Source organism: Streptomyces sp. NPDC021356 (assembly GCF_040641015.1).
Classification (GTDB): domain Bacteria; phylum Actinomycetota; class Actinomycetes; order Streptomycetales; family Streptomycetaceae; genus Streptomyces.
Window position 1 is genome coordinate 31,360 of the sequence record NZ_JBFACU010000014.1, and the last position, 20,295, is coordinate 51,654.

The following is a 20,295-nucleotide window of genomic DNA, read 5'->3' on the forward strand; positions in this document are numbered from 1 at the left end:
TTAGTCCCGCAAGCGGGGACCGCTCATTCCAACTGCCGACACCGTCGATGGCCTCCTGACCCCGAACGCCGACATCTGCTCCAACCCGATGGTGCGAGACGATGTTCCCGCAGGCCAGGCAGTTACCCCAGTCGCCAGTACGCCGATGGCGAACGTGAGACTCCTCTGCCCGGGTGTGGCCTTGCGTGTCGCCCCCTCCCACTAGGCATGTCTTACCCGTGGGAACTGACACTCCATGCGGCGCGCACCGGTTCCCTCCGCTATGGGCGAACAACCTTGCGCCCTTCACCGCCTCCGCGCGCCCCCGATTCCGGAACGGTGTGCTCACGCGAGGCGACCCAGCGTAACCTCCGGGTCTTTCCGGCGGTTGCACTGGCATGGTCGGCAGTCTTCCCACGATCCCTCTCCCGGTCCCGCCTCCTCGTCGGCCGCTCGACCCCGGCGACCGGGCGCGGCACTGGTACGAGAACGAACTGGGGTGGGCGACGGTGCCCGGGGCACCGGTACGACTTGTCGTGGGCCGCCGCTTCGACGTCCTGGACGTGCCCCTGGAAGCGGGGCGCGCGGCACTGCGCCATCCGGGGCTCCGTCCAGGGGTGCCGGCGTCCCCGGTGGCCGTGCAGGCGGACCGGATGCGGCTGCTGGTGGCCGCGGGCAGCGCGGAGGAGCTGCCGGGGCTGCTGCGGTGGCTGGAGTGGGACGCGCTGGACCTGGACCTGGTGGGCCTCGGCGCGGGGACGCAGATGGACGCTCCGACACCGCCCGGCACCGGATCGCGGGCGCGGGAGCGGCCTGGTCCGCAGGGGGCCGCCGAGTGGCTGCGGCCCCCCGAGCCCGGACGCGAGGTCGAGACCTCGCTGCCGGCCATGTCGGCCGTGTCGGCGCTGGGGGGCGGCGGGGGTGCCCCCGATCTCGTACGGCTGGTGAACACGGTGGCGACGCACTGCCACCGGATCCGGCTGCGGCGCGCGTGCGGCCTGCCGATGGCGCTCCCCCGTGCCTTCGGGCCGTGAAAAGCCTCTCGCCTGCCTCGGTCAGCCGTTGGCCTTCTCGTAGGCCTCGCGGATGGTCGCGGGGACACGGCCGCGGTCGTTGACCTCGTAACCGTTCTCCTTCGCCCAGGCGCGGATCTGCGCGGTGTCCTGACCGCCGCCGGACGCCGCCGCGCGCGCCTTTCCGCGGCCGCCCGAAGCACGGCCCCCGGTACGCCGGCCGCTCTTGACGTACGGCTCGAGAAGGCCGCGGAGCTTGTCCGCATTGGCGGTGGTGAGATCGATCTCGTATGTCTTGCCGTCCAGTGCGAACGTCACGGTCTCGTCCGCCTCGCCACCGTCGAGGTCGTCGACAAGAAGGACCTGAACCTTCTGTGCCACCGGATTTCCTTTCATCGATAACGTCAGGGCCGGGGTTGGTCGGCATCCGCCGTTTCGCCGTCCCCTGTTATATGCAGTACTGCAGTACGTCGGAAAGCAAACCGCTTTTGCGGGAAAAACACAAACCCCTGGGAGAGACCGGACCCTCATCACCGCCCGGAAACATGCGCGTTTCGGACATAGGGAACGCGGGCATGACCGGTCCGACGGAATGCGGCTTCCTCACGCGGCGCCGGACGTCTCTTCGGGCGTCCCTGTGGGTCACAGATGCAGAAGCATCCGGCTGTTGCCCAAGGTGTTCGGTTTCACCCGTTCGAGCCCGAGGAACTCCGCCACGCCCTCGTCATAGGAACGCATCAGCTCCGCGTAGACATCCGTGTCGACGGGTGTCTCACCGATCTCCACGAAGCCGTGCTTCTCGAAGAAGTCGACTTCGAAGGTCAGACAGAAAACACGGCGAACGCCGAGCCAGCGCGCGGTCTGCAGCAACTTCTCCAGCACCTGGTGACCGACACCGGCGCCCTTGAGTCCCGGCTTCACCGCGAGCGTGCGCACTTCCGCCAGGTCTTCCCACATCACGTGCAGTGCGCCGCAGCCGACGACCTCGGCGTTGTCGTCCCGTTCGGCGATCCAGAACTCCTGGATGTCCTCGTAAAGCGTCACCGTCGCTTTGTCGAGCAGGATGCGCTCGCGGGCGTAGGCGTCCAGCAGCCGGCGCACGGCCGGCACATCGCTGGTCCGGGCCCGCCGGACAGTGATGGCTTTTGCGGGGACTTCGGGATGCTCTGCCGGTTGCTCTACGGGGCGCTCTGCGGGCATGAGCGGACGCTATCGCCCGGCGCTGTCCGGCGCCGAGCCGGGGTTCCGGTCGCCTGATTCGGTGGCAGGCCCTTCGGCGGAGGTCCCTTCGGCGGCTTCCGCGGTATCCGGCACTTCGCCCGGGGCCGCCGCCGTTCCTTCCGCCGCTTCTGTTCCTCGCACCGGGCCGCCTTGTGCGCCGAGGACCGAGGTCCCGCCCTCGGGAGTGCCTTCGACGATCCGTACGGCATCCCGCAGCGCGCGCCGCTGTTCCTCGCTCATCATGCCGAAGAAGGCGACGAGAGCGGCCGCGGCGTTGTCGCTCTGGGACCAGGCGTCGTTCATCAGTGCGGCCGCGTAGGCGGCCCGGGTGGAGACCGCCTCATATCGATAGGCCCGGCCTTCCGCTTCCCGCCGCACCCAGCCCTTCTGATGGAGATTGTCCAAAACGGTCATCACCGTGGTGTACGCGATGGACCGTTCCTGTTGGAGGTCTTCCAGGACTTCTCGAACGGTCACCGGGCGGTTCCACTTCCACACCCGCGTCATGACCGCGTCTTCGAGTTCTCCCAAGGGGCGAGGCACACCTCAGACCATAGTGGGAGATGCGGGCAATGGCGTGCCGAACGTGCGCTCACGCGGCAAATGCGAACAAAAAGGGCGTACGGCGCGCAGCGTGACGGGGGCGTCCGTGCTGCGGGCCGTACGCCGTGTCAGGCGTCGGTGGAAACGTTGCCGGCGGTGGAGGCCGCGGCCTGGCCGCCGCGGGCGGGCACCAGGGCGGCGTCGACGGCCGCGTCCTCCTTGGCCTTGGCGGCCCCGCCCTGGGTCTTCACGATCACCCTGACCAGACCGATGAAGAAGGCGGCCATCACGATCGGCGGAACGAGTGCGGAGACGTAGTCCATGGATCCAGAGTAGCCAGGGGCGTGGGACAAACAGGGGCGGGGTGGTCCGGACCGCTACACCGCGGCGAGCCGCGCGGCCAGCCGCTGCTCGGGGCCCGGGGAGGGCGGGGCCGGCTTGCGCCGCGGGAAGACCTCGCCCGGCGTGGGGACGGGACGGCGCACGGGCTTCCCGCCGCCGGGGGCGGGCGCCGGACCGGGCGGGGCGGGCGCGGGCCGCGCGGGGGCGGGGCGCTCGCCCGGCTTGGGCGCCGGCCGCTTCGCGGGGACCTTGCCGGGGCCGCCGCCCTGGCTCGCGCGGGCGCCCGGCACGGCGACGAGGGCGCGGGCGACGCCGAGGGGGTGGCGCGGGCCGGGCGTGTCGTACACGCCGAGGGGTTCGCGCGGGCCGGGCGTGTCGTACGCGCCGAGCGGTTCGCGCGGGGCGCGGGAGGCGGGCACGGGCGCGGTGGGCACCGCGGGGGCCGGGCCTGCCGGGGCGGGCACCGCGGGGGCGGCGGCCCTGGGCCCGCAGCGGTGCAGGAGGGCGGCGGCGGCCGGGTTGCCGCGCAGGGCGCGCAGGGCGGCGAGGTCGTCGGAGCCGGGCCGGTACCCGGCGCCCAGGGCCTCCTCCAGGAGCGCGAGGTAGCCGACGGCCGTGCCGGGCAGCGCGTCACGGTAGCGGGCCAGGTCGGCCACCAGGAACGCGCGCAGCCGGGCGCCCTCGCGCATCGCCTCGTCGAGCGACTCGGCGAGGCGGAGACAGTCCTGCACGTCCTCGGCACGGGCGGGACGGAGATGAAGGGCGACGGCGAGGGCGCGGCGGAGCACACGCAGCTCCTCCGCGCCGAACGCCATGCCGCCGCGGGTTCCGTATGGCGTGGGCATAGGCCGACCATACGCGCTAATCAGACAAATTCGACATAAGGCGCGTGCGTGGCGTGCGTGGCGTGTGGTGCGTCGGGCGTGCGGCACGCGCACGGCGCACCGGACGTGCCGCACACGCGCGCGTGCCTGTGTGATGGAGCGGCACCCGCGCGCGTGCCGGGCGGGCGCGTCACATGCGGGACACGTTCCGCTCGTAGACCAGCCGCAGGCCGATCAGGGTCAGCCAGGGCTCGTGCTCGTCGATCACGGAGGACTCGCCGAGCACCATCGGCGCGAGCCCGCCGGTCGCGATCACGGTGACGTCGTCCGGATCGTCGGACAGTTCGCGGGCCATGCGGCTCACGACGCCGTCGACCTGCCCGGCGAACCCGTAGACGATGCCGGCCTGCATCGCCTCGACCGTGTTCTTGCCGATCACGCTGCGCGGCCTGGCCACCTCGATCTTGCGCAGCTGGGCGCCCTTGACGCCGAGGGCGTCCACGGAGATCTCGATACCGGGGGCGATGACGCCGCCGATGTACTCCCCGCGCGCGGACACCGCGTCGAACGTCGTCGCCGTGCCGAAGTCCACGACGACGGCCGGGCCCCCGTACAGCTCGACGGCCGCGACCGCGTTGATGATGCGGTCCGCGCCGACCTCCTTGGGGTTGTCGGTCAGGATCGGCACCCCGGTCTTGACGCCCGGCTCGACGAGCACGGCCGGTACGTCGCCGTAGTAGCGCCGGGTCACCTCGCGCAGCTCGTGCAGGACCGACGGCACGGTCGCGCAGATCGCGATGCCGTCGATGCCGTCGCCCAGTTCGTCGCCGAGCAGCGGGTGCATGCCCATCAGGCCCTGCAGGAGCACGGCCAGCTCGTCGGCCGTGCGGCGGGCGTCGGTGGAGATGCGCCAGTGCTCCACGATGTCGTCCCCGTCGAACAGGCCGAGGACCGTGTGCGTGTTGCCTACGTCGATGGTCAGGAGCATGGCCGGTTCCTACTCCGCCTCGCGCAGGTCCAGGCCGATGTCCAGGATCGGCGAGGAGTGGGTGAGGGCCCCGACGGCCAGGAAGTCGACGCCTGTCTCCGCGTAGGCGCGGGCGTTGTCCAGGGCGAGCCGGCCCGAGGCCTCCAGGAGCGCGCGGCCGTCGACGATCGCCACGGCCTCCTCGCACTCACCGGGGGTGAAGTTGTCGAGCAGGATCAGGTCGGCGCCCGCGTCCACGACCTCGCGCAGCTGGTGCAGGGTGTCGACCTCGACCTCGATCGGCACGTCCGGGAAGGCCTCCCGTACGGCCCTGAAGGCCTGCCCGACGCCGCCGGCGGCCACGACGTGGTTGTCCTTGACCAGGGCGGCGTCCGAGAGGGACATGCGGTGGTTGACGCCCCCGCCGGCCCGGACGGCGAACTTCTCCAGGGACCTGAGGCCCGGGGTCGTCTTGCGGGTGTCGCGCACCTTGGCCTTGGTGCCGTCCAGGGCGTCCGCCCACGCGCGCGTGGCGCTGGCGATGCCCGACAGGCGGCACAGGAGGTTGAGGGCGCTGCGCTCGGCGGTCAGCAGGTCACGCGTGCGCGTGGTGACCGACAGCAGCTTCTGCCCGGCCTCGACGCGGTCGCCGTCCTCGACGTGCCGCTCGACCTCGAACTCGTCCGTGCAGACGACCGAGAGGACCGCCTCGGCGACGCGCAGGCCCGCCACCACGCCGGCCTCGCGCGCGGTGAAGTCACCGGTGGCCACGGCCTCCTCGGGGATGGTCGCGACCGTCGTCACGTCCACGCCGTGGGCGAGGTCCTCCTGGATGGCGACGTTGGCGATGTCCTCGATCTCCACCGGGTCGAGTCCGGCGCCGGCCAGCAGTTCGGCGAGCGCGGGGTCCAGCCCGCACTCCAGGTACTCCTCGTCGGCGTCCGCGCCGCAGGCACAGCCGTCGCCGCAGCCGCCGTTCGAGGCGAGGGGAAAGTCTTCGGTGCTCACTTGTGTCACTGCTCCTGGGGACGGCGGGGCGCGGTGGCCCCGGGTCGGGTCGGGGGGAAGTCTGCGGTGTCCGTGGTGTGCACGAGGGGCGTACGCGCGGAGTTCAGCCGTACGACGATGTGGCAGCGCCAGTGGGCGTCGTCGCGCTCGGCGTGGTCCTCGCGCCAGTGGCAGCCGCGGGTCTCCTCCCGCAGCCGGGCGGCGGCGACCAGGACCCGGGCCACGCACAGGAGGTTGGTGGCCTCCCAGGTGTCGACGCCGGGCTCGGCGGTCTTGCCGTTCTCCTCCAGCGCGCCGCGCGCCTCGGCGTGCAGCTGTTCGAGCCGGTCGGCGGCCCTGGCCAGGGAGGCGGCGGAGCGCAGCACGCCGGCGCCCTCCGTCATGATCCGCTGGATCGCGAACCGCGTCTCGGGGGCCAGGAGCGGGTGCGCGGGCTGCTCGGCGCGGGGGACCGGCTGGGGCACGCGCGCGTGCAGGCCGTCGTGCGACCGCTCCCGCGCGATGTCGGCGGCGATCCGCTCGGCGTAGACCAGCCCCTCCAGGAGGGAGTTGGAAGCGAGCCGGTTGGCGCCGTGGACGCCGGTGCAGGCGACCTCCCCGCAGGCGTACAGACCGGGCACGGTGGTCCTGCCGCGGGCGTCGGTGCGCACGCCCCCGGAGGCGTAGTGGGCGGCCGGGGCGACCGGGATCGGCTCGGTGACCGGGTCGATGCCGTGGGCGCGGCAGGCGGCCAGGATCGTCGGGAAGCGGTGCTCCCACATCCCGGCGCCGAAGTGCCGCGCGTCCAGGTACATGTGTTCGGCACCCTGTTCCTGCATGCGGCGCGTGATGCCCTTGGCGACGATGTCCCGCGGCGCCAGTTCGGCCAGTTCGTGCTGCCCCACCATGAACCGCACGCCGTCGGCGTCGACCAGGTGGGCGCCCTCACCGCGCACCGCCTCGGAGACCAGCGGCTGCTGGCCCTCGGCGTCCGCGCCGAGGAAGAGCACGGTGGGGTGGAACTGCACGAACTCCAGGTCGGAGACCTCCGCGCCCGCGCGCAGGGCGAGCGCGACGCCGTCGCCGGTGGACACCGAGGGGTTGGTGGTCGCGGAGAAGACCTGGCCCATGCCGCCGGACGCGAGGACCACGGCGGGCGCGTGCACGGCGCCGACGCCGTCGTGCTGGCCCTCGCCCATGACGTGCAGGGTCACGCCCGCGGCGCGGCCGCCGGCGTCGGTGAGCAGGTCCAGCACGAGCGCGTTCTCGACGGTGCGCACGCCCCGCGCGCGGACCGCCTCGACGAGCGCCCGGGAGACCTCGGCGCCGGTCGCGTCACCGCCCGCATGCACGATGCGGCGGCGGTGGTGGCCGCCCTCGCGGGTGAGCTGGATGCCGCCCTCGTCGTCCGTGTCGAACCGCGCGCCCGTGGAGATCAGCCGCCGTACGGCGTCGGGCCCGTCGGTCACGAGGATCCGTACGGCCTCCTCGTCGCACAGACCGGCCCCGGCCACCAGCGTGTCGTCCAGGTGCTGCCTCGGCGTGTCGCCCTCGCCGAGGGCCGCGGCGATGCCGCCCTGGGCCCAGCGGGTGGAGCCGTCGTCGAGGCGGGCCTTGGTGACGACGACCGTGGTCAGGCCCGCGGCCTCGCAGCGCAGGGCCGCGGTCAGACCGGCGACACCGGAGCCGACGACCACGACGTCCGCGGCGATGGACCACCCGGGCGCGGGCGCGTGCAGTCGTATGCCTGTGCTGGTCACGAGGCGGCTCCAAGGGGTTCCGGGGCCCCGGGGTTCCCGGGGTTTCCGAAGGTGAGGGGCAGGTTGTCGATCAGCCGGGTCGCCCCGACCCGGGCGGCGACGGCGAGCACGGCCTCGCCGGTGAAGTCGCCCCCGATCTCGGTGAAGTCGGACGGGTCGACCAGGGCCAGGTAGTCGAGTTCGAGCGGCGGGTCCAGGCGGGCGGCCTCGTCGAGGACCAGCCGGGCCGCCGCGCGGACGGCGTCGGCCGCGCCGGGAGCCGCCTTGGCGACGGCGGCGGCGTCGGCCGCCGCGCGGGACTCCCCCAGCGCGCTCAGGGCCTCGGCACGCGCGCGCGTGGAGGGCACCTCGCGGGCCCGGGCGCGCAGCGCCTCCTGGGCGGCGTGCCGGTCACGGCCCGCGAACAGGGCCTGGGAGAGGGCGAGGGCGGTGTGCCGCTCCCGCGGGGAGAGGTAGCGGTTGCGGCTGGAGAGGGCCAGCCCGTCGTCCTCGCGGACGGTCGGGACGGCGACGATCTCCACGCCGAAGTTGAGGTCGCGCGCCATGCGGCGGATCAGCGCGAGCTGCTGGGCGTCCTTCTGCCCGTACAGGGCCGCGTCGGGACGGGTCAGGTGCAGCAGCTTGGCGACGACGGTGAGCATGCCGTCGAAGTGGCCGGGGCGCGAGGCGCCCTCCAGACGCTCGCCCATCGGCCCGGCGGTGACGCGGACCTGGGGCTCGCCGCCCGGGTAGACCTCGTCGACGGACGGCGCGAAGACGACGTCGGCGCCCGCCTGCTCGGCGACCTTGAGGTCGGCTTCCAGGGTGCGCGGGTAGCGGTCCAGGTCCTCGCCCGCGCCGAACTGGAGCGGGTTGACGAAGACGGTGACGACGACCTCGCCGCCGTCACCGGCGATGCCGCGCGCGGCACGGATCAAGGTGGCGTGGCCCTCGTGCAGGGCACCCATGGTCATCACGACGGCGCGGCGGCCGGTACGCGCGCGTGCGTGCAGCTCGTCGGCGGTGCGCAGCAGGGTGGTGGTCATCGGGCGTCTCCGTTCTCGGGCGCCGGGGTCACCGGGCGGCCTTCCTCTGCGTACTCCGGTGCCGTGTCGCGCGGGGCCGGTGCCGTGTTCCGCGGCTTCTCCGGCACCGTGTCCTTCGGTGCCGTCCGGTGCGTCGAGTGCCCCGCGCCGGTCATCGGGCATCCCCTTCGCCGTCGCCGGCCGGTCCCGGGCCGCCCGGGTCCCCGGGGCCGGGGGCTGCGTCGGTTCCGGCGGCGAGGACGTCCAGCAGGTCCGCGGCCAGTTCGGGCTTGAGCAGTCCGTGGGCGAGGGCGCGGTCGGCGGTGGCGCGGGCCATCGCCAGGTAGCCGGCGACGGTCTGCGGGGCGTGGCGGCGCAGCTCGGCGACGTGCGCCGCGACCGTACCCGCGTCCCCGCGCGCGACGGGGCCGGTGAGGGCCGCGTCGCCGGAGCGCAGGGCGTTGTCGAGGGCGGCGCCCAGCAGCGGGCCGAGCATCCGGTCGGGGGCCCCTACACCGGCCTCGCGCAGCAGCTCCATGGACTGCGCCACCAGCGTCACCAGGTGGTTGGCGCCCAGGGCGAGCGCCGCGTGGTAGAGCGGCCGCCGCTCCTCGGCGATCCACTCGGGCTCGCCACCCATCTCGATGACCAGGGCCTCGGCGGCCAGCCGCAGCTCCTCGGGAGCGGTGACGCCGAAGGAGCACCCGGCCAGCCGCTGCACGTCCACGGGAGTGCCGGTGAAGGTCATCGCCGGGTGCAGGGCCAACGGCAGCGCGCCCGCGCGCAGCGCCGGGTCCAGCACCTTCGCGCCGTACCGCCCGGAGGTGTGCACGAGCAGTTGGCCGGGGCGTACGGCGCCGGTCTCGGCGAGGCCGGCGACGAGGCCGGGCAGGGTGTCGTCGGGGACGGTGAGGAGCACCAGGTCGGCGCGCTGGAGCACCTCGGCGGGGGGCACCAGGGGGACGCCGGGCAGCATCAGGTCGGCACGGCGCCTGGAGGCGTCGGAGACGCCCGAGGCGGCCACCGGCCGGTGGCCCGCGAGCTGGAGGGACGCGGCGAGCGCGGGGCCCACCCGGCCGGCGCCGACGACGCCGACGGTGAGCCGCGCGGGGCGGTCCCTGGGGTCTGGCTGTTGGCTTGTACTCACGCGACAGTGGCCTTCCCGTTCCAGTCCGCTCCCGGTACCGGACGATTTCTCGTCATGTTAACGCTATCCGTCGGGGCGGGGTCCGTTCGTCCACAGGCTGTGGGTTTCACCACGGCGGGCGACGGAGGAAATCCGGGTGCCCGCCGCGGTCGCCGCGCGGGATGATCCACGGCATGAGTGACAGAGCGGATCGGTCGGGAACGGACCAGGCGGGACCGGATCGGTCAGGGACGGAGCAGGCGGGACCCGATGACGAAGGGCAACTGCTGCTCGGGCGCGAGCCGGGCTCGGACGAGGAGCGGCGCAAGCGGCTGCGCGAGCGGCGCATAGCCGTGAACCGGGGCGCGGAGCGCGTGCTCTCCCGCCTCGGGTACCTGGGCACGCTCCGGGAGCGGCTCGCCGCGCTGGACCGGGCCGAGGAGGTGTACGACCTCGACGAGCCGTCGGACCTCTACGGCAACGGTGTCGTCGAGGCGCTGGAGGGGAAGGTCGCGGCACTGCTCGGCAAGGAGACCGCCGCCTTCTTCCCGACCGGCACGATGGCGCAGCAGGTCGCCCTGCGCTGCTGGGCGGCCCGCACCGGGAACCCGGCCGTGGCCCTGCACGCCCTCTCCCACCCCGAGGTGCACGAACGCCATGCGCTCAGCCAGGTCAGCGGCCTGCGCCCGGTGCGGGTGACGAGCGAGCCGCGGCAGCCGACCGCCGACGAGGTGCGCGCTCTGGACGAGTCCGTCGGGACGCTGATGCTGGAGCTGCCCCTGCGGGACGCCGGTTTCGTGCTGCCCACCTGGCCGGAGCTGACCGAGGTCGTCGAGGCGGCGCGCGAGCGGGACCTCGTGGTGCACTTCGACGGCGCGCGCCTGTGGGAGACCACCGAGCATTTCGGGCGTTCCCTGGCGGAGATCGCGGACCTGGCCGACAGCGTGTACGTGTCGCTCTACAAGTCACTGGAAGGCCTCGGCGGTGCGCTGCTCGCCGGGCCGCGGGAACTGGTGGAGGAGGCGAAGGCCTGGCGGCACCGGTACGGGGGCACGGTCTTCCAGCAGTTCCCGACCGCGCTGTCGGCGCTGGCCGGACTCGAACGGGAGCTGCCCCGCCTGCCCGCGTACGTTCGGCACGCGCGCGTGGTGGCCGCCGCGCTGCGCGAGGGCTTCGAGGCTGCCGGGGTGCCCTGGTTCCGTGTGCATCCGGAGGTGCCGCACACCCACGAGTTCCAGGTCTGGTTGCCGTACGACGCGGACGTGCTCGCCGAGGCGGCGGTGCGCCAGGGGGAGGCGACGCGCACCCTGCTGTTCGCCCGCCCCTGGGACGGCGGCGGCCCCGGGGCGGCCTTCACCGAGGTGACCGTGCGCGCCGCCGGTCTGGAGTGGACGGCGGACGACGTGCGAGCGGCGGTCGCCGACTTCGTGACGCGGCTGCCCTGAGGACGGCAGGCGCCGGAGCACGCCGGCGCTCTGTCGTGTCGGCTCCCGCGGGAAGCACGCCGGCGCTGGAGCGGCGACCGCGCGAAGCGCACTGCAGCCGGTCGGCGATCCCGGCAGGGGAAGCGCGCTGCCCCGGGCCGGCGGCCGCGTGAAGTGCGCTGCCCGCCGTCAGCAGCCGCTGGGGCGGGGCCGGCGCGAACCGCCGGGCGTGCGCCGGCGCGTCTGCCGGTGCCGCCACCGGTCCAGCGCGAGGCGCAGCCGCCCGTGCGCCGGGCGGCCCGCGACCACGGCGCGAAAGCGCCGGCGGTCGCGCAGTTCGCGCGCGACCTGCCAGTCGTTCAGGCCCGGCGCGGGGGGCTCCGGCTCGCCGTGCTGACGCGCGCGATGGAGGTCGAGGAGGTACTGCTCGGTGATGCTCATGGCGTATCGCCTTCTCAGGACGTGAAGGGAGCGGCAGGGAAAGCGGAACGGAAAGGAAGCGGGAGGGGGCCCGGGGGCGGGCTCCGCGGCTGCCCCGGTGGCTCCAGGTTGCGGCGGTGCCCGCGCGAAGTCCCGCCGATTGACGGCGGCCGTCAATCGGGAGCCGCGTTGTCGGTGGCGCCGTGCACCATGGGGACATGAGCGTGCGCATCGACATCACGGGGCTGCGGCCGGAGAGGGTCGCCGCCGTGCCCTCGCCCCTGGCCGAGCTGGGCATGGCGCTGCACGCGTTGTCGGAGCCGGGGCACCACCCGGGCCTCCAGGGCTGGGCCACGGGCGTGACCGCCCGGCTCGACTCCCATCTCGCCGACCGGATGTGCGAGGCGGACTTCCTGTGGCGGACGACGTTCTCCGACCTCTTCATGCCCTTCGCCGGCCTGCCCGGCGGGACGGGGCTGCCGGGTCAGTCCCTCGCCGAGGAGCTGGACCTGCTCGACAAGCTCTCCGACGAGCAGTTCGTGGACGCGGCCCTGGAGTTCACCTGCGCCCTGCCCTACAGCGAACCGGGCCCGGGCCCGCTCGCGGACGCGCGCCTGCGCCGCCGCGCCCTGGAACTGGCCGCCGCCCGCGGCCCGCAGCAGGTGCGCTTCAGCGAGCGCCTGCTGGCCGACCCGCCGCGCATCAGGGGCTGGTTGCGGCAGTTCCTCCAGGACTGCGACGAGGCGTTCTTCGCGGAGACTTGGTCCCGGCTGCGCCACCAGCTCGCGGCGGACGCCCGGCACAAGACGGAGCTGCTGCGCCGCCGGGGCCTGGCGGAGGCGCTGGCAGCGGTGTCCCCCGCGGTCGAGCTGGACGAGACGGCCTGCCGGATCACGGTCGACAAGCTCGGCGAGGGCCGTACGGCCACGGCGGACGGAGGCCTGCTGCTCATACCGACGAGCCTCGGCTGGCCGCACCTGATGGTCCTGCACCGCCACGACTGGCAGCCTGCGCTGCACTACCCGGTCGGCTCCCCCGAGCTGTCCGCCCCGCCGTCGGTGGAGCAGCTGACCCTGCGGATGTCCGCGCTGTCCCACCCGGTGCGGATGAGACTGTGCCGCAGCCTGGCCCGCAGCGCGTTCACGACCAGCGAGCTGACCCAGGCGCACGGCATGACCGCTCCGGAGATATCCCGGCACCTGAGCGTGCTGAAGAAGGCGGGCCTGGTCACCACCCGGCGCCGCGGGCGGTACGTCTACCACCAGTTGGACGTGGCGATGGTGGCCCGGCTGGGCAGCGACTTCCTGGAGGGGATCCTCAGGTAGGCCGGCCCGGGCGGTGACCGATGGCCGGTGGCCGGGTCAGTCGAACCGGATGTGCCGGATGCCGACCCGCGCCTGCCTGAGCCGGGTGCGCAGCGGCCCTCCGGTGTGGGGCCGCAGCTCCAGCCCGGCCAGGACGGCGATCCGGTCCGCGGTCCTGGGGACGGTCGAGTGGTCGGTCCACAGGTGCTCGGCGAACTCCGGTTCGCGCAGCCGCGCGAGGCAGTGGTCGAGCTGCCGGACGGCCCAGGACTCCCGGTACGGCCCGGTGTTCTTCCCGGCCGCTCGCTGGAGGAGGTGCCCGGGACCGCGCTCCCGAAGCCGCTTCAGTACGGTGTCGCGCTCCGCGAGGAGCGTGAAGTGCCGTACGTCGTGTCCCAGTTCCCGCAGCCGTCCCACCGTCTCGGCGAAGTGGCCGGGGTCGGTGACGGTCATGGGGGCGATGACCACCCCGTCGTGGAGCGTCAGCGCGAGATCGAGCACCTCGACCACGCCCTGCCTCCAGGACGCCAGGTCCTGGAAGTCGCCCCGGAGCGCGGGCGGCAGCATGCGGCGCAGACCGAAGCCGGCGTGCTCGGGATCACAGATGACGCTGCCCGGAAGACGGTCCCGGATCTCGTGCGCGGTCTGTGTCTTGCCGCCCCCGAAGGGCCCGTTGATCCACAGGAGCATGCGCAGACCCTACCGGCGGCCCGCTCCTCTCGGGGGCCCTTCCCCGGCCGGGGCCCCTTCAGCCGTGGCGCCCGGCGTCCGGGTGCCTCAGGCGCGGCCGCCGACGCCCGGGTCCCTCAGCCGTGGCCGCCGGCCCGGACCAGGCCCGTTTCGTAGGCGAGGACCACCACCTGCACGCGGTCGCGCAGGCCCAGCTTGGTGAGGATGCGACCGACGTGGGTCTTCACCGTCGCCTCGGACAGCACCAGGCGGGCGGCGATCTCGCCGTTGGACAGGCCCTGCGCGACCAGGACCATCACCTCGCGCTCGCGCTCGGTGAGCCGCTGCAGCTCCTTGTGCTGGGGCTCCTGCCCGCCGGCAGGCAGCATGGGCGCGAACCGGTCGAGCAGACGGCGCGTGGTGGAGGGCGCCACCACCGCGTCGCCGCTGTGCACGGCGCGGATCGCGGCGAGCAGGTCGCCGGGCGGCACGTCCTTGAGCATGAACCCGGAGGCGCCCGCCTTCAGCCCGGAGAAGGCGTACTCGTCGAGGTCGAAGGTGGTCAGGATCAGCACCTTGGGCGGGTTCGCCTCCGAGCAGATGCGCCGGGTGGCCTCCACGCCGTCCAGCTTCGGCATGCGCACGTCCATCAGCACCACGTCGACCGCGGTGGCCCGCAGCACCTGGAGGGCCTCGACGCCGTCGCCCGCCTCGGCGACGACCTCCATGTCCGGCTGGGCGGCGAGCACCATCCGGAATCCGGTGCGCAGCAGCACCTGGTCGTCGACGAGCATCACGCGGATCGTCATGGGGTCCTCTTCCATCGGGTAGGGCGGCGGGCAGGTGGGCGGGCGGCGAGCGGGCTCGCCGTGGCGGGGCGGTGCGGCGGTCGCCGGCGCTGGGCGTGCGCCGACGCCGGTGCGCCGGCTCCGGTGCGCCGGCTTCAGTGCGTCGGCTTCAGTGCGCCGGCTTGAGGGGCAGCAGCGCACTGATGCGGAAGCCTCCCCCGGGTCGCGGCCCCGCGTCCAGCGTGCCGCCGACCATACCGACGCGTTCGCGCATCCCGATCAGGCCGTGCCCCCGTCCGTCGGCGCCGCCCTCCTCGTACAGCTCGTGCGGTGCGCCCTTGCCGTCGTCCTCGACGAGCAGGCCGAGGCCGTCGTCGAAGTACACCAGGCGCACACTCGCACCCGCGTTCGGCCCGCCGTGCTTGCGGGTGTTGGTGAGGGCCTCCTGCACGATGCGGTACGCCGTCAGCTCGACGCCGCTGGGCAGCGGGCGCGGCGTGCCCTCGACCCGGAAGTCGACGGGCAGCCCGGACCCCCGGCACTGCTCGACCAGGTCCTCGATCTGCTCGGCGTTGGGCTGCGGCACGTACTCGCCGCCCTCCTGGTGCTCGCCGGTGCGCAGCACGCCCAGCAGGCGGCGCATCTCGGCGAGGGCCTGGCGGCCGGTGGAGGAGATCGTCTCCAGCGCCTTCCTGGCCTGGTCGGGCGCGGCGTCCAGGACGTAGGCGGCGCCGTCGGCCTGCACCACCATCACGGAGACGTTGTGCGCGACCACGTCGTGCAGCTCGCGCGCGATACGGGCGCGTTCGGCGGCGACCGCGACCTTGGACTGCGCCTCGCGCTCCTTCTCCAGCCGGGCGGCCCGCTCCTCCAACTGCGCGAAGTAGGCGCGCCGGGTGCGCATGGAGTCGCCGAGCACCCAGGCCAGGGCGAACGGCACGGTGGTGAAGACGGCTATCGCCACGTTGCCCGCGACGCCGGAGTTCTCCTGGGGCCAGCGGATCTGCGCGAGCGTCGCCGCGCACATCCCGCCGGCCAGGGCGAACCGGGAGGCCCAGCGGGCGCCGACCGCGGCGACCGTGTAGATGATCACCAGCATGGCGAAGTCGGCGACCGTCGTCTCGACGTCCAGCGCCAGCTGCGCCACGCCCGTCGCCGCCGCCAGCAGCACCATCTTCTCGGGCATGCGGCGGCGCAGCGCGACGACCGCGCTCAGCACGACGGACACCGCCAGTGCCCCGGCCAGCGTTCCGTGGTGGTTCGGCGTCCTGTCGACACTCACCGCGCCCAGGGCTGAGGCCCCGAGCAGGACGAGGGCCCAGAAGCCGTCGACCCCGGTCGGGTGCCTGCGGAGGAAGTCATAGAGACGCTGCACGTAACCCAGAGTAGGGAAGCGTGATAGGTGCATGGGTCAACCGGAGGGCCGATCCGCACTCGCCGCGCGTACTCCCCAAGGTGGAGGCCGTGATCACCTGTGCGCCTACTCTGGCCGGGTGGCGGACGACACATCGGCGGACGAATGGCGCGGCTGGCGCGCGGCGGCACAGGACGCCCTCTACGGGCCGGGCGGCTTCTACCGGCGGCCCGAGGGCCCGGCGGGGCACTTCCGGACGTCCGTGCACGCCTCGCCGCTGTTCGCGACGGCCGTGGCGCGGCTGCTGTGCCGGGTCGACGCGGCGCTCGGGCACCCGGCGGTGCTCGACTTCGTCGACTTGGCGGCCGGGCACGGGGAGCTGGCCGCAGGGGTGCTGAGCGCGCTGCCCGCGCGTGTGGCGTCCCGCGCGCGGGTGTACGCGGTCGAGGTCGCCGGGCGCCCGGCCGGACTCGATCACCGGATCGAGTGGCGCAGCGAACCCCCGCGGCGGGTCAGCGGCCTGCTGTTCGCCAACGAGTGGCTGGACAACGTGCCGGTGGAGGTGGTGGAGGTGGACTCCGCGGGCGTGCGCCGGCGCGTGCTCGTCCGGCGCGACGGGACGCAGCGGCTCGGGGAGCCGGTGGCGGGCGCGGAGGCCGAGTGGCTGGACCGGTGGTGGCCGCTGCCCGCCGAGGAGGGCCTGCGCGCGGAGATCGGCCTGCCCCGGGACAGCGCCTGGGCCGCGGCGGTCTCGTGTCTCGACCGGGGCCTGGCGGTCGCCGTGGACTACGCGCACACGGCGGACGCCCGGCCGCTCTTCGGCACCCTCACCGGCTTCCGGGACGGACGGGAGACGCGGCCCGTACCGGACGGTGCCTGCGACCTCACCGCCCACGTCGCCCTGGACGCGTGCGCCGCGCACGCCTCCCCGGAGACGGGGGCGGGGGCGCGAGCGGGAGCGGGAGCGGAGATGGAGGCCGGGGCGGAGACGGGGGCGTGCACGCCGGGAGGGCACACCCGCGCACGCGTGTACCCGCCCGCGCGCCTGGTCTCCCAGCGCGACGCTCTGCGTGCCCTCGGCGTCACCGGCGCGCGCCCCCCGCTCAGCCTCGCCTCCACCCACCCCGCGGAGTACGTACGCGCCCTGGCGAGCGCCGGGGAGGCCGCGGAACTCACCGCGGCGGGCGGCCTCGGCGACTTCGGCTGGCTGCTGCAGCCGGTGGGCGTCCAGGACGGGGACGCGGCGGACCTACTTGTCGATGTCCCCGACCACGAAGAACATTGAGCCGAGGATCGCCACCATGTCCGCCACCAGCGTGCCCGGCAGCAGCTCGGTGAGGACCTGGATGTTGTTGTACGACGCCGAGCGCAGCTTCAGCCGGTACGGGGTCTTCTCGCCCTTGCTGACCAGGTAGTAGCCGTTGATCCCGAGCGGGTTCTCGGTCCAGGCGTACGTGTGCCCCTCGGGCGCCTTGAGGACCTTCGGGAGCCGCTGGTTGACGGGCCCTGGTTCCAGTTCAGCCAGCCGGTCCAGGCAGGCGTCGGCGAGGTCGAGGGCGTTGTGGGTCTGCTCCAGCAGGCACTCGAAGCGGGCCAGGCAGTCGCCCTCCTCGCGGGTGACCACCTTGAGGGTGTCCCGCAGCTCCCCGTACGCCAGATACGGTTCGTCGCGGCGCAGGTCGAAGTCGACGCCCGCGGCGCGCGCGATCGGCCCGCTGACGCCGTACGCGTGCACGGCCTGCGGCGTCAGCGCGCCCACGCCCCGCGTGCGCCCCCGGAAGATCTCGTTGCCGAGGACCAGGTCGTCGAAGACGTCCATGCGCGAGCGCACGGCGGCGACGGCGGCACGCGCGCGCGTGGACCATCCGGCGGGCAGGTCCTCCTTCAGGCCCCCGACCCGGTTGAACATGTAGTGCATCCGGCCGCCGGAGACCTCCTCCATGACGTTCTGGAGCACCTCCCGCTCCCGGAACGCGTAGAAGACCGGCGTGATGCCGCCCAGCTCCAGCGGATAGGAGCCGAGGAACATCAGGTGGTTGAGCACCCGGTTCAGCTCCGCGAGCAGCGTGCGCGTCCACACCGCGCGCGTGGGGACCTCCATGCCGAGCATGCGCTCCACCGCGAGGACCACGCCCAGCTCGTTCGAGAACGCCGACAGCCAGTCGTGACGGTTGGCCAGCATGATGATCTGCCGGTAGTCCCGCGCCTCGAACAGCTTCTCCGCGCCGCGGTGCATGTAGCCGATCACCGGCTCCGCGCGCGTGATGCGTTCGCCGTCCAGCAGCAGCTTCAACCGCAGCACACCGTGCGTGGACGGGTGCTGGGGCCCGATGTTGAGCACCATGTCGGTGCTCTCCGCGGCACCGCCGATCCCGACCATGGTCTCCGTCGTGGGAGTCATGGACCCAGTCTCCCCTACGTACGCTTGCCCCATGGAGACGGGGAGCCTGGAGAACGAGCGGTCGGCCGGGGAGGAGCCGGTGTGGACCGCGCTGCCCCCGGGCCTGCTGCGGATGCGCCGGCTGCTGCTGGTGCTGTGGCTGGGCCTGGCCGCCGTGGCCGCCGCGGCGGTGCCCGCCGTCGTGGCCGGCCCCGTGTGGTCGGCGTGCGCGGTGCTGCCGCTCGCGCTGACGGTCTGGGGCTGGGTGCTGCTGGGCCGCAACTGGCGCTCCTGGCGCTACGCCGAGCGCGCCGACGACCTGCTGATCAGCCGGGGCGTGCTGTGGCGTGAGGAGACCGTCGTGCCGTACGGGCGCATGCAGTTGGTCGAGGTCACCTCCGGGCCCGTGGAACGGCACTTCGGCCTGGCCACCGTGCAGTTGCACACGGCCGCCGCCGCCACCGACGCGACCATCCCCGGCCTCGACCCGGCCGAGGCGGAACGGCTGCGCGACCGGCTCACCGAGCTGGGCGAGGCCCGATCGGCGGGACTGTGACGGTGACGGCGGCGGGGGGCGAGGAGACCGGCGGGGAACCCGCCGGCGGTCCGGGCACCGGCGGTCCGGGCACCGGCGGTCCGGCCATAGACGGGCCGAGCACCGACGGGCCGGCCACTGTCGGGGCGGCCACTGTCGGGGCGGCCGCCGTGCCCCGGCCCGTCACCGAGCGGCGGCTGCACCCCGTGACACCGCTGCGCCGGGCCTGGGCGCCGGTCGCCGTCCTCGCCGGATGGGCGGTGCACGATCCCGGCCAGGCGCAGCAGCAGCTCACCAGGCTGACGACCGCCTGGCTGCTGACCGGGCTCGCGGTGCTCGTCACGGCCGCCGCGCTCTACGGATTCCTGTCCTGGTGGTTCACGCACTTCGCGGTGACCGACAGCGAACTGCGCATACGTACCGGGCTGCTGTTCCGCCGCACCGCGCACATCCGGCTGGAACGCATCCAGGCCGTCGACGTCACCCGGCCGCTGCTCGCGCGGGTCGCGGGCGTCGCCAAGCTGAAACTCGACGTCATAGGCGCGGACAAGAAGGACGAACTCGCCTTCCTCGGCGAGGACGACGCCCGCGCCCTGCGCGCCGAACTGCTCGCCCGGGCCGCCGGCTTCACCTCCGAGACGGCACGGGAGGTCGGCGAGGCACCCGCGCGGGAACTCGTCCGCGTCCCCGCGCGCGCGATAGCGGTCTCGCTGCTGCTGATCGTTGCGACCTGGGGATCGCTGATCGCCGCCCTCGTCGTGCCGCCCCTGCTGTGGCTGGCCACCCACAGCCTGTGGACGGTGCTGGCCACCGCCCTGCCGCTGCTCGGCGGGGCCGTGACGAGCAGCGTCGGACGTTTCGTGGCCGCCTACGACTGGACGGTGAGCGAGTCTCCCGACGGGCTGCGCATCGACCGCGGCCTGCTGGACCGCACCCACGAGACGGTGCCCCCGGGACGCGTGCAGACCGTACGGATCGTGGAACCGCTGCTGTGGCGGCGCTGGAAGTCACCCGGGCCCGACGGAAGCGGGCGCGGGCGAGGCTGGGTCCGCGTGGAACTGGACGTGGCCGGATCGTCGGACTCCGTGCTGCTGCCGGTGGCTCCCCGGGAGATCGCCGAGTCGGTGATCGCGCGGGTGCTGCCGGGGGTCACGGTGCCGGAGACCGCCTCGCTGGCCCAGCCGCCCCGACGTGCGCGGTGGTGCGCGCCGGTGCGTCGGCGGGGGTACGGAGTCGCCGTCACCGACGCGGTGTTCGCCGCCCGGCACGGCGTGCTCCGGCGGCGGCTCGCCCTGGTCCCGCACGCCAAGGTGCAGAGCGTACGGCTCACCCAAGGGCCCTGGAAGCGGGTCTGGAAGGTTGCGGACGTCCACGTGGACACGGGCGCGAACAAGAGCGTGACGGCGCGGCTGCGGGACGCGGAGGAGGCGGGGCGGCTGCTGCGGGCGCAGGCCGAGCGGTCACGGACGGGACGGCGGGGGGCCCGACCGGACCGGTGGATGGCCGCGGACGCGGGAAGCACCGGGAGCGGGCAGCAGTAAGGGGCGTGGCCCCTGTGCCGCGCCCCTTACCCGCTCGTCCCCGGCTCGTCCTTCGCTCGTCCCTTTCGCGGCTCCCGCTCGCCGGCGCCGTGCGCCGTCCCCGGCGTACGCCCG

Annotated in this window: 21 protein-coding genes; 6 read left to right on the top strand and 15 right to left on the bottom strand. The window is 73.9% G+C overall.

The genetic code is table 11. The features are described 5' to 3' along the window. Positions 1-377 precede the first annotated feature (377 nt). On the top strand, positions 378-1,013 hold the full coding sequence (locus AB0G56_RS20185) for an SCO3374 family protein (protein ID WP_360970954.1): 636 nt from the start codon (positions 378-380) through the stop codon (positions 1,011-1,013). A gap of 21 nt (positions 1,014-1,034) precedes the next feature. Here AB0G56_RS20185 and AB0G56_RS20190 read toward each other — a convergent pair whose 3' ends face one another. The 10 genes from AB0G56_RS20190 to AB0G56_RS20235 all read right to left on the bottom strand — a co-directional run bounded on the left by AB0G56_RS20190 (position 1,035) and on the right by AB0G56_RS20235 (position 9,787). Beyond that, complete coding sequence (locus tag AB0G56_RS20190) at positions 1,035-1,373, bottom strand: Lsr2 family protein (RefSeq protein ID WP_360970957.1); 339 nt, start codon at positions 1,371-1,373, stop codon at positions 1,035-1,037. Positions 1,374-1,634: 261 nt separating this feature from the next. Continuing rightward, the gene (locus tag AB0G56_RS20195) at positions 1,635-2,192 is read right to left on the bottom strand and encodes an amino-acid N-acetyltransferase (protein ID WP_360970960.1); all 558 of its coding nucleotides are present in this window, start codon (positions 2,190-2,192) and stop codon (positions 1,635-1,637) included. 9 nt (positions 2,193-2,201) lie between these two features. Continuing rightward, positions 2,202-2,744 carry a BlaI/MecI/CopY family transcriptional regulator gene (locus tag AB0G56_RS20200; protein ID WP_360970963.1) on the bottom strand — a complete coding sequence of 181 codons (543 nt, stop codon included), beginning with the start codon at positions 2,742-2,744 and terminating at the stop codon, positions 2,202-2,204. A 140-nt stretch (positions 2,745-2,884) separates the two neighbouring features. Beyond that, positions 2,885-3,079: a hypothetical protein gene (locus tag AB0G56_RS20205; RefSeq protein WP_360970966.1), complete on the bottom strand. Its 195-nt coding sequence runs from the start codon at positions 3,077-3,079 to the stop codon at positions 2,885-2,887. 54 nt (positions 3,080-3,133) lie between these two features. Further along, positions 3,134-3,943: a hypothetical protein gene (locus AB0G56_RS20210; protein ID WP_360970969.1), complete on the bottom strand. Its 810-nt coding sequence runs from the start codon at positions 3,941-3,943 to the stop codon at positions 3,134-3,136. Positions 3,944-4,112: 169 nt separating this feature from the next. Further along, entirely contained in the window at positions 4,113-4,910 is a 798-nt protein-coding gene (locus AB0G56_RS20215; protein ID WP_360970972.1) for a type III pantothenate kinase, read from the bottom strand. Positions 4,911-4,919: 9 nt separating this feature from the next. Then, positions 4,920-5,897 carry a carboxylating nicotinate-nucleotide diphosphorylase gene (nadC, locus tag AB0G56_RS20220; RefSeq protein WP_360970975.1) on the bottom strand — a complete coding sequence of 326 codons (978 nt, stop codon included), beginning with the start codon at positions 5,895-5,897 and terminating at the stop codon, positions 4,920-4,922. A gap of 5 nt (positions 5,898-5,902) precedes the next feature. Continuing rightward, positions 5,903-7,636: an L-aspartate oxidase gene (locus tag AB0G56_RS20225; RefSeq protein WP_360970978.1), complete on the bottom strand. Its 1,734-nt coding sequence runs from the start codon at positions 7,634-7,636 to the stop codon at positions 5,903-5,905. Further along, positions 7,633-8,661 carry a pantoate--beta-alanine ligase gene (panC, locus tag AB0G56_RS20230; RefSeq protein WP_360970980.1) on the bottom strand — a complete coding sequence of 343 codons (1,029 nt, stop codon included), beginning with the start codon at positions 8,659-8,661 and terminating at the stop codon, positions 7,633-7,635. Before panC ends, AB0G56_RS20225 begins: the two co-directional genes overlap by 4 nt. A 151-nt stretch (positions 8,662-8,812) precedes the next feature. Beyond that, a complete protein-coding gene (locus AB0G56_RS20235; RefSeq protein WP_360970983.1) occupies positions 8,813-9,787 on the bottom strand; it encodes a DUF2520 domain-containing protein in 975 nt (324 codons plus the stop codon). 173 nt (positions 9,788-9,960) lie between these two features. On the opposite strand from AB0G56_RS20235, the gene AB0G56_RS20240 reads away from it, so the two are divergent. Continuing rightward, positions 9,961-11,211, top strand: coding sequence for a beta-eliminating lyase-related protein (locus AB0G56_RS20240; protein WP_360970986.1), 1,251 nt, complete (start codon positions 9,961-9,963; stop codon positions 11,209-11,211). 168 nt (positions 11,212-11,379) lie between these two features. On the opposite strand, the gene AB0G56_RS20245 is transcribed toward AB0G56_RS20240, so the two are convergent. Further along, positions 11,380-11,631, bottom strand: a complete 252-nt coding sequence (locus AB0G56_RS20245) for a hypothetical protein (RefSeq protein WP_360970989.1) — start codon at positions 11,629-11,631, stop codon at positions 11,380-11,382. Between the two features lie 197 nt (positions 11,632-11,828). On the opposite strand from AB0G56_RS20245, the gene AB0G56_RS20250 reads away from it, so the two are divergent. Further along, positions 11,829-12,935 (top strand): DUF5937 family protein, encoded by a 1,107-nt coding sequence (locus tag AB0G56_RS20250; protein WP_360970992.1) that lies wholly within the window; start codon positions 11,829-11,831, stop codon positions 12,933-12,935. A 36-nt stretch (positions 12,936-12,971) separates the two neighbouring features. On the opposite strand, the gene AB0G56_RS20255 is transcribed toward AB0G56_RS20250, so the two are convergent. From AB0G56_RS20255 to AB0G56_RS20265, 3 genes are all read right to left on the bottom strand, one after another. Beyond that, positions 12,972-13,604: an AAA family ATPase gene (locus AB0G56_RS20255; RefSeq protein WP_360970995.1), complete on the bottom strand. Its 633-nt coding sequence runs from the start codon at positions 13,602-13,604 to the stop codon at positions 12,972-12,974. Between the two features lie 116 nt (positions 13,605-13,720). Then, positions 13,721-14,392, bottom strand: coding sequence for a response regulator transcription factor (locus AB0G56_RS20260; protein WP_360970998.1), 672 nt, complete (start codon positions 14,390-14,392; stop codon positions 13,721-13,723). A gap of 148 nt (positions 14,393-14,540) precedes the next feature. Beyond that, the gene (locus tag AB0G56_RS20265; RefSeq protein WP_360971001.1) at positions 14,541-15,746 is read right to left on the bottom strand and encodes a sensor histidine kinase; all 1,206 of its coding nucleotides are present in this window, start codon (positions 15,744-15,746) and stop codon (positions 14,541-14,543) included. A 118-nt stretch (positions 15,747-15,864) separates the two neighbouring features. Here AB0G56_RS20265 and AB0G56_RS20270 point away from each other — a divergent pair, with 118 nt between their 5' ends. Beyond that, positions 15,865-17,010 carry an SAM-dependent methyltransferase gene (locus tag AB0G56_RS20270; RefSeq protein ID WP_360971004.1) on the top strand — a complete coding sequence of 382 codons (1,146 nt, stop codon included), beginning with the start codon at positions 15,865-15,867 and terminating at the stop codon, positions 17,008-17,010. Here AB0G56_RS20270 and AB0G56_RS20275 read toward each other — a convergent pair. Beyond that, positions 16,975-18,126, bottom strand: a complete 1,152-nt coding sequence (locus tag AB0G56_RS20275; RefSeq protein WP_360971007.1) for an NADH-quinone oxidoreductase subunit D — start codon at positions 18,124-18,126, stop codon at positions 16,975-16,977. The two genes, AB0G56_RS20270 and AB0G56_RS20275, sit on opposite strands and share 36 nt — an antisense overlap. A gap of 31 nt (positions 18,127-18,157) precedes the next feature. Between AB0G56_RS20275 and AB0G56_RS20280 the strand changes: the two genes are divergently transcribed. Both AB0G56_RS20280 and AB0G56_RS20285 read left to right on the top strand, forming a co-directional pair. Continuing rightward, positions 18,158-18,661, top strand: a complete 504-nt coding sequence (locus AB0G56_RS20280; protein WP_360971010.1) for a PH domain-containing protein — start codon at positions 18,158-18,160, stop codon at positions 18,659-18,661. A 149-nt stretch (positions 18,662-18,810) separates the two neighbouring features. Continuing rightward, the gene (locus AB0G56_RS20285; protein ID WP_360971408.1) at positions 18,811-20,181 is read left to right on the top strand and encodes a PH domain-containing protein; all 1,371 of its coding nucleotides are present in this window, start codon (positions 18,811-18,813) and stop codon (positions 20,179-20,181) included. Positions 20,182-20,295: the final 114 nt, after the last annotated feature.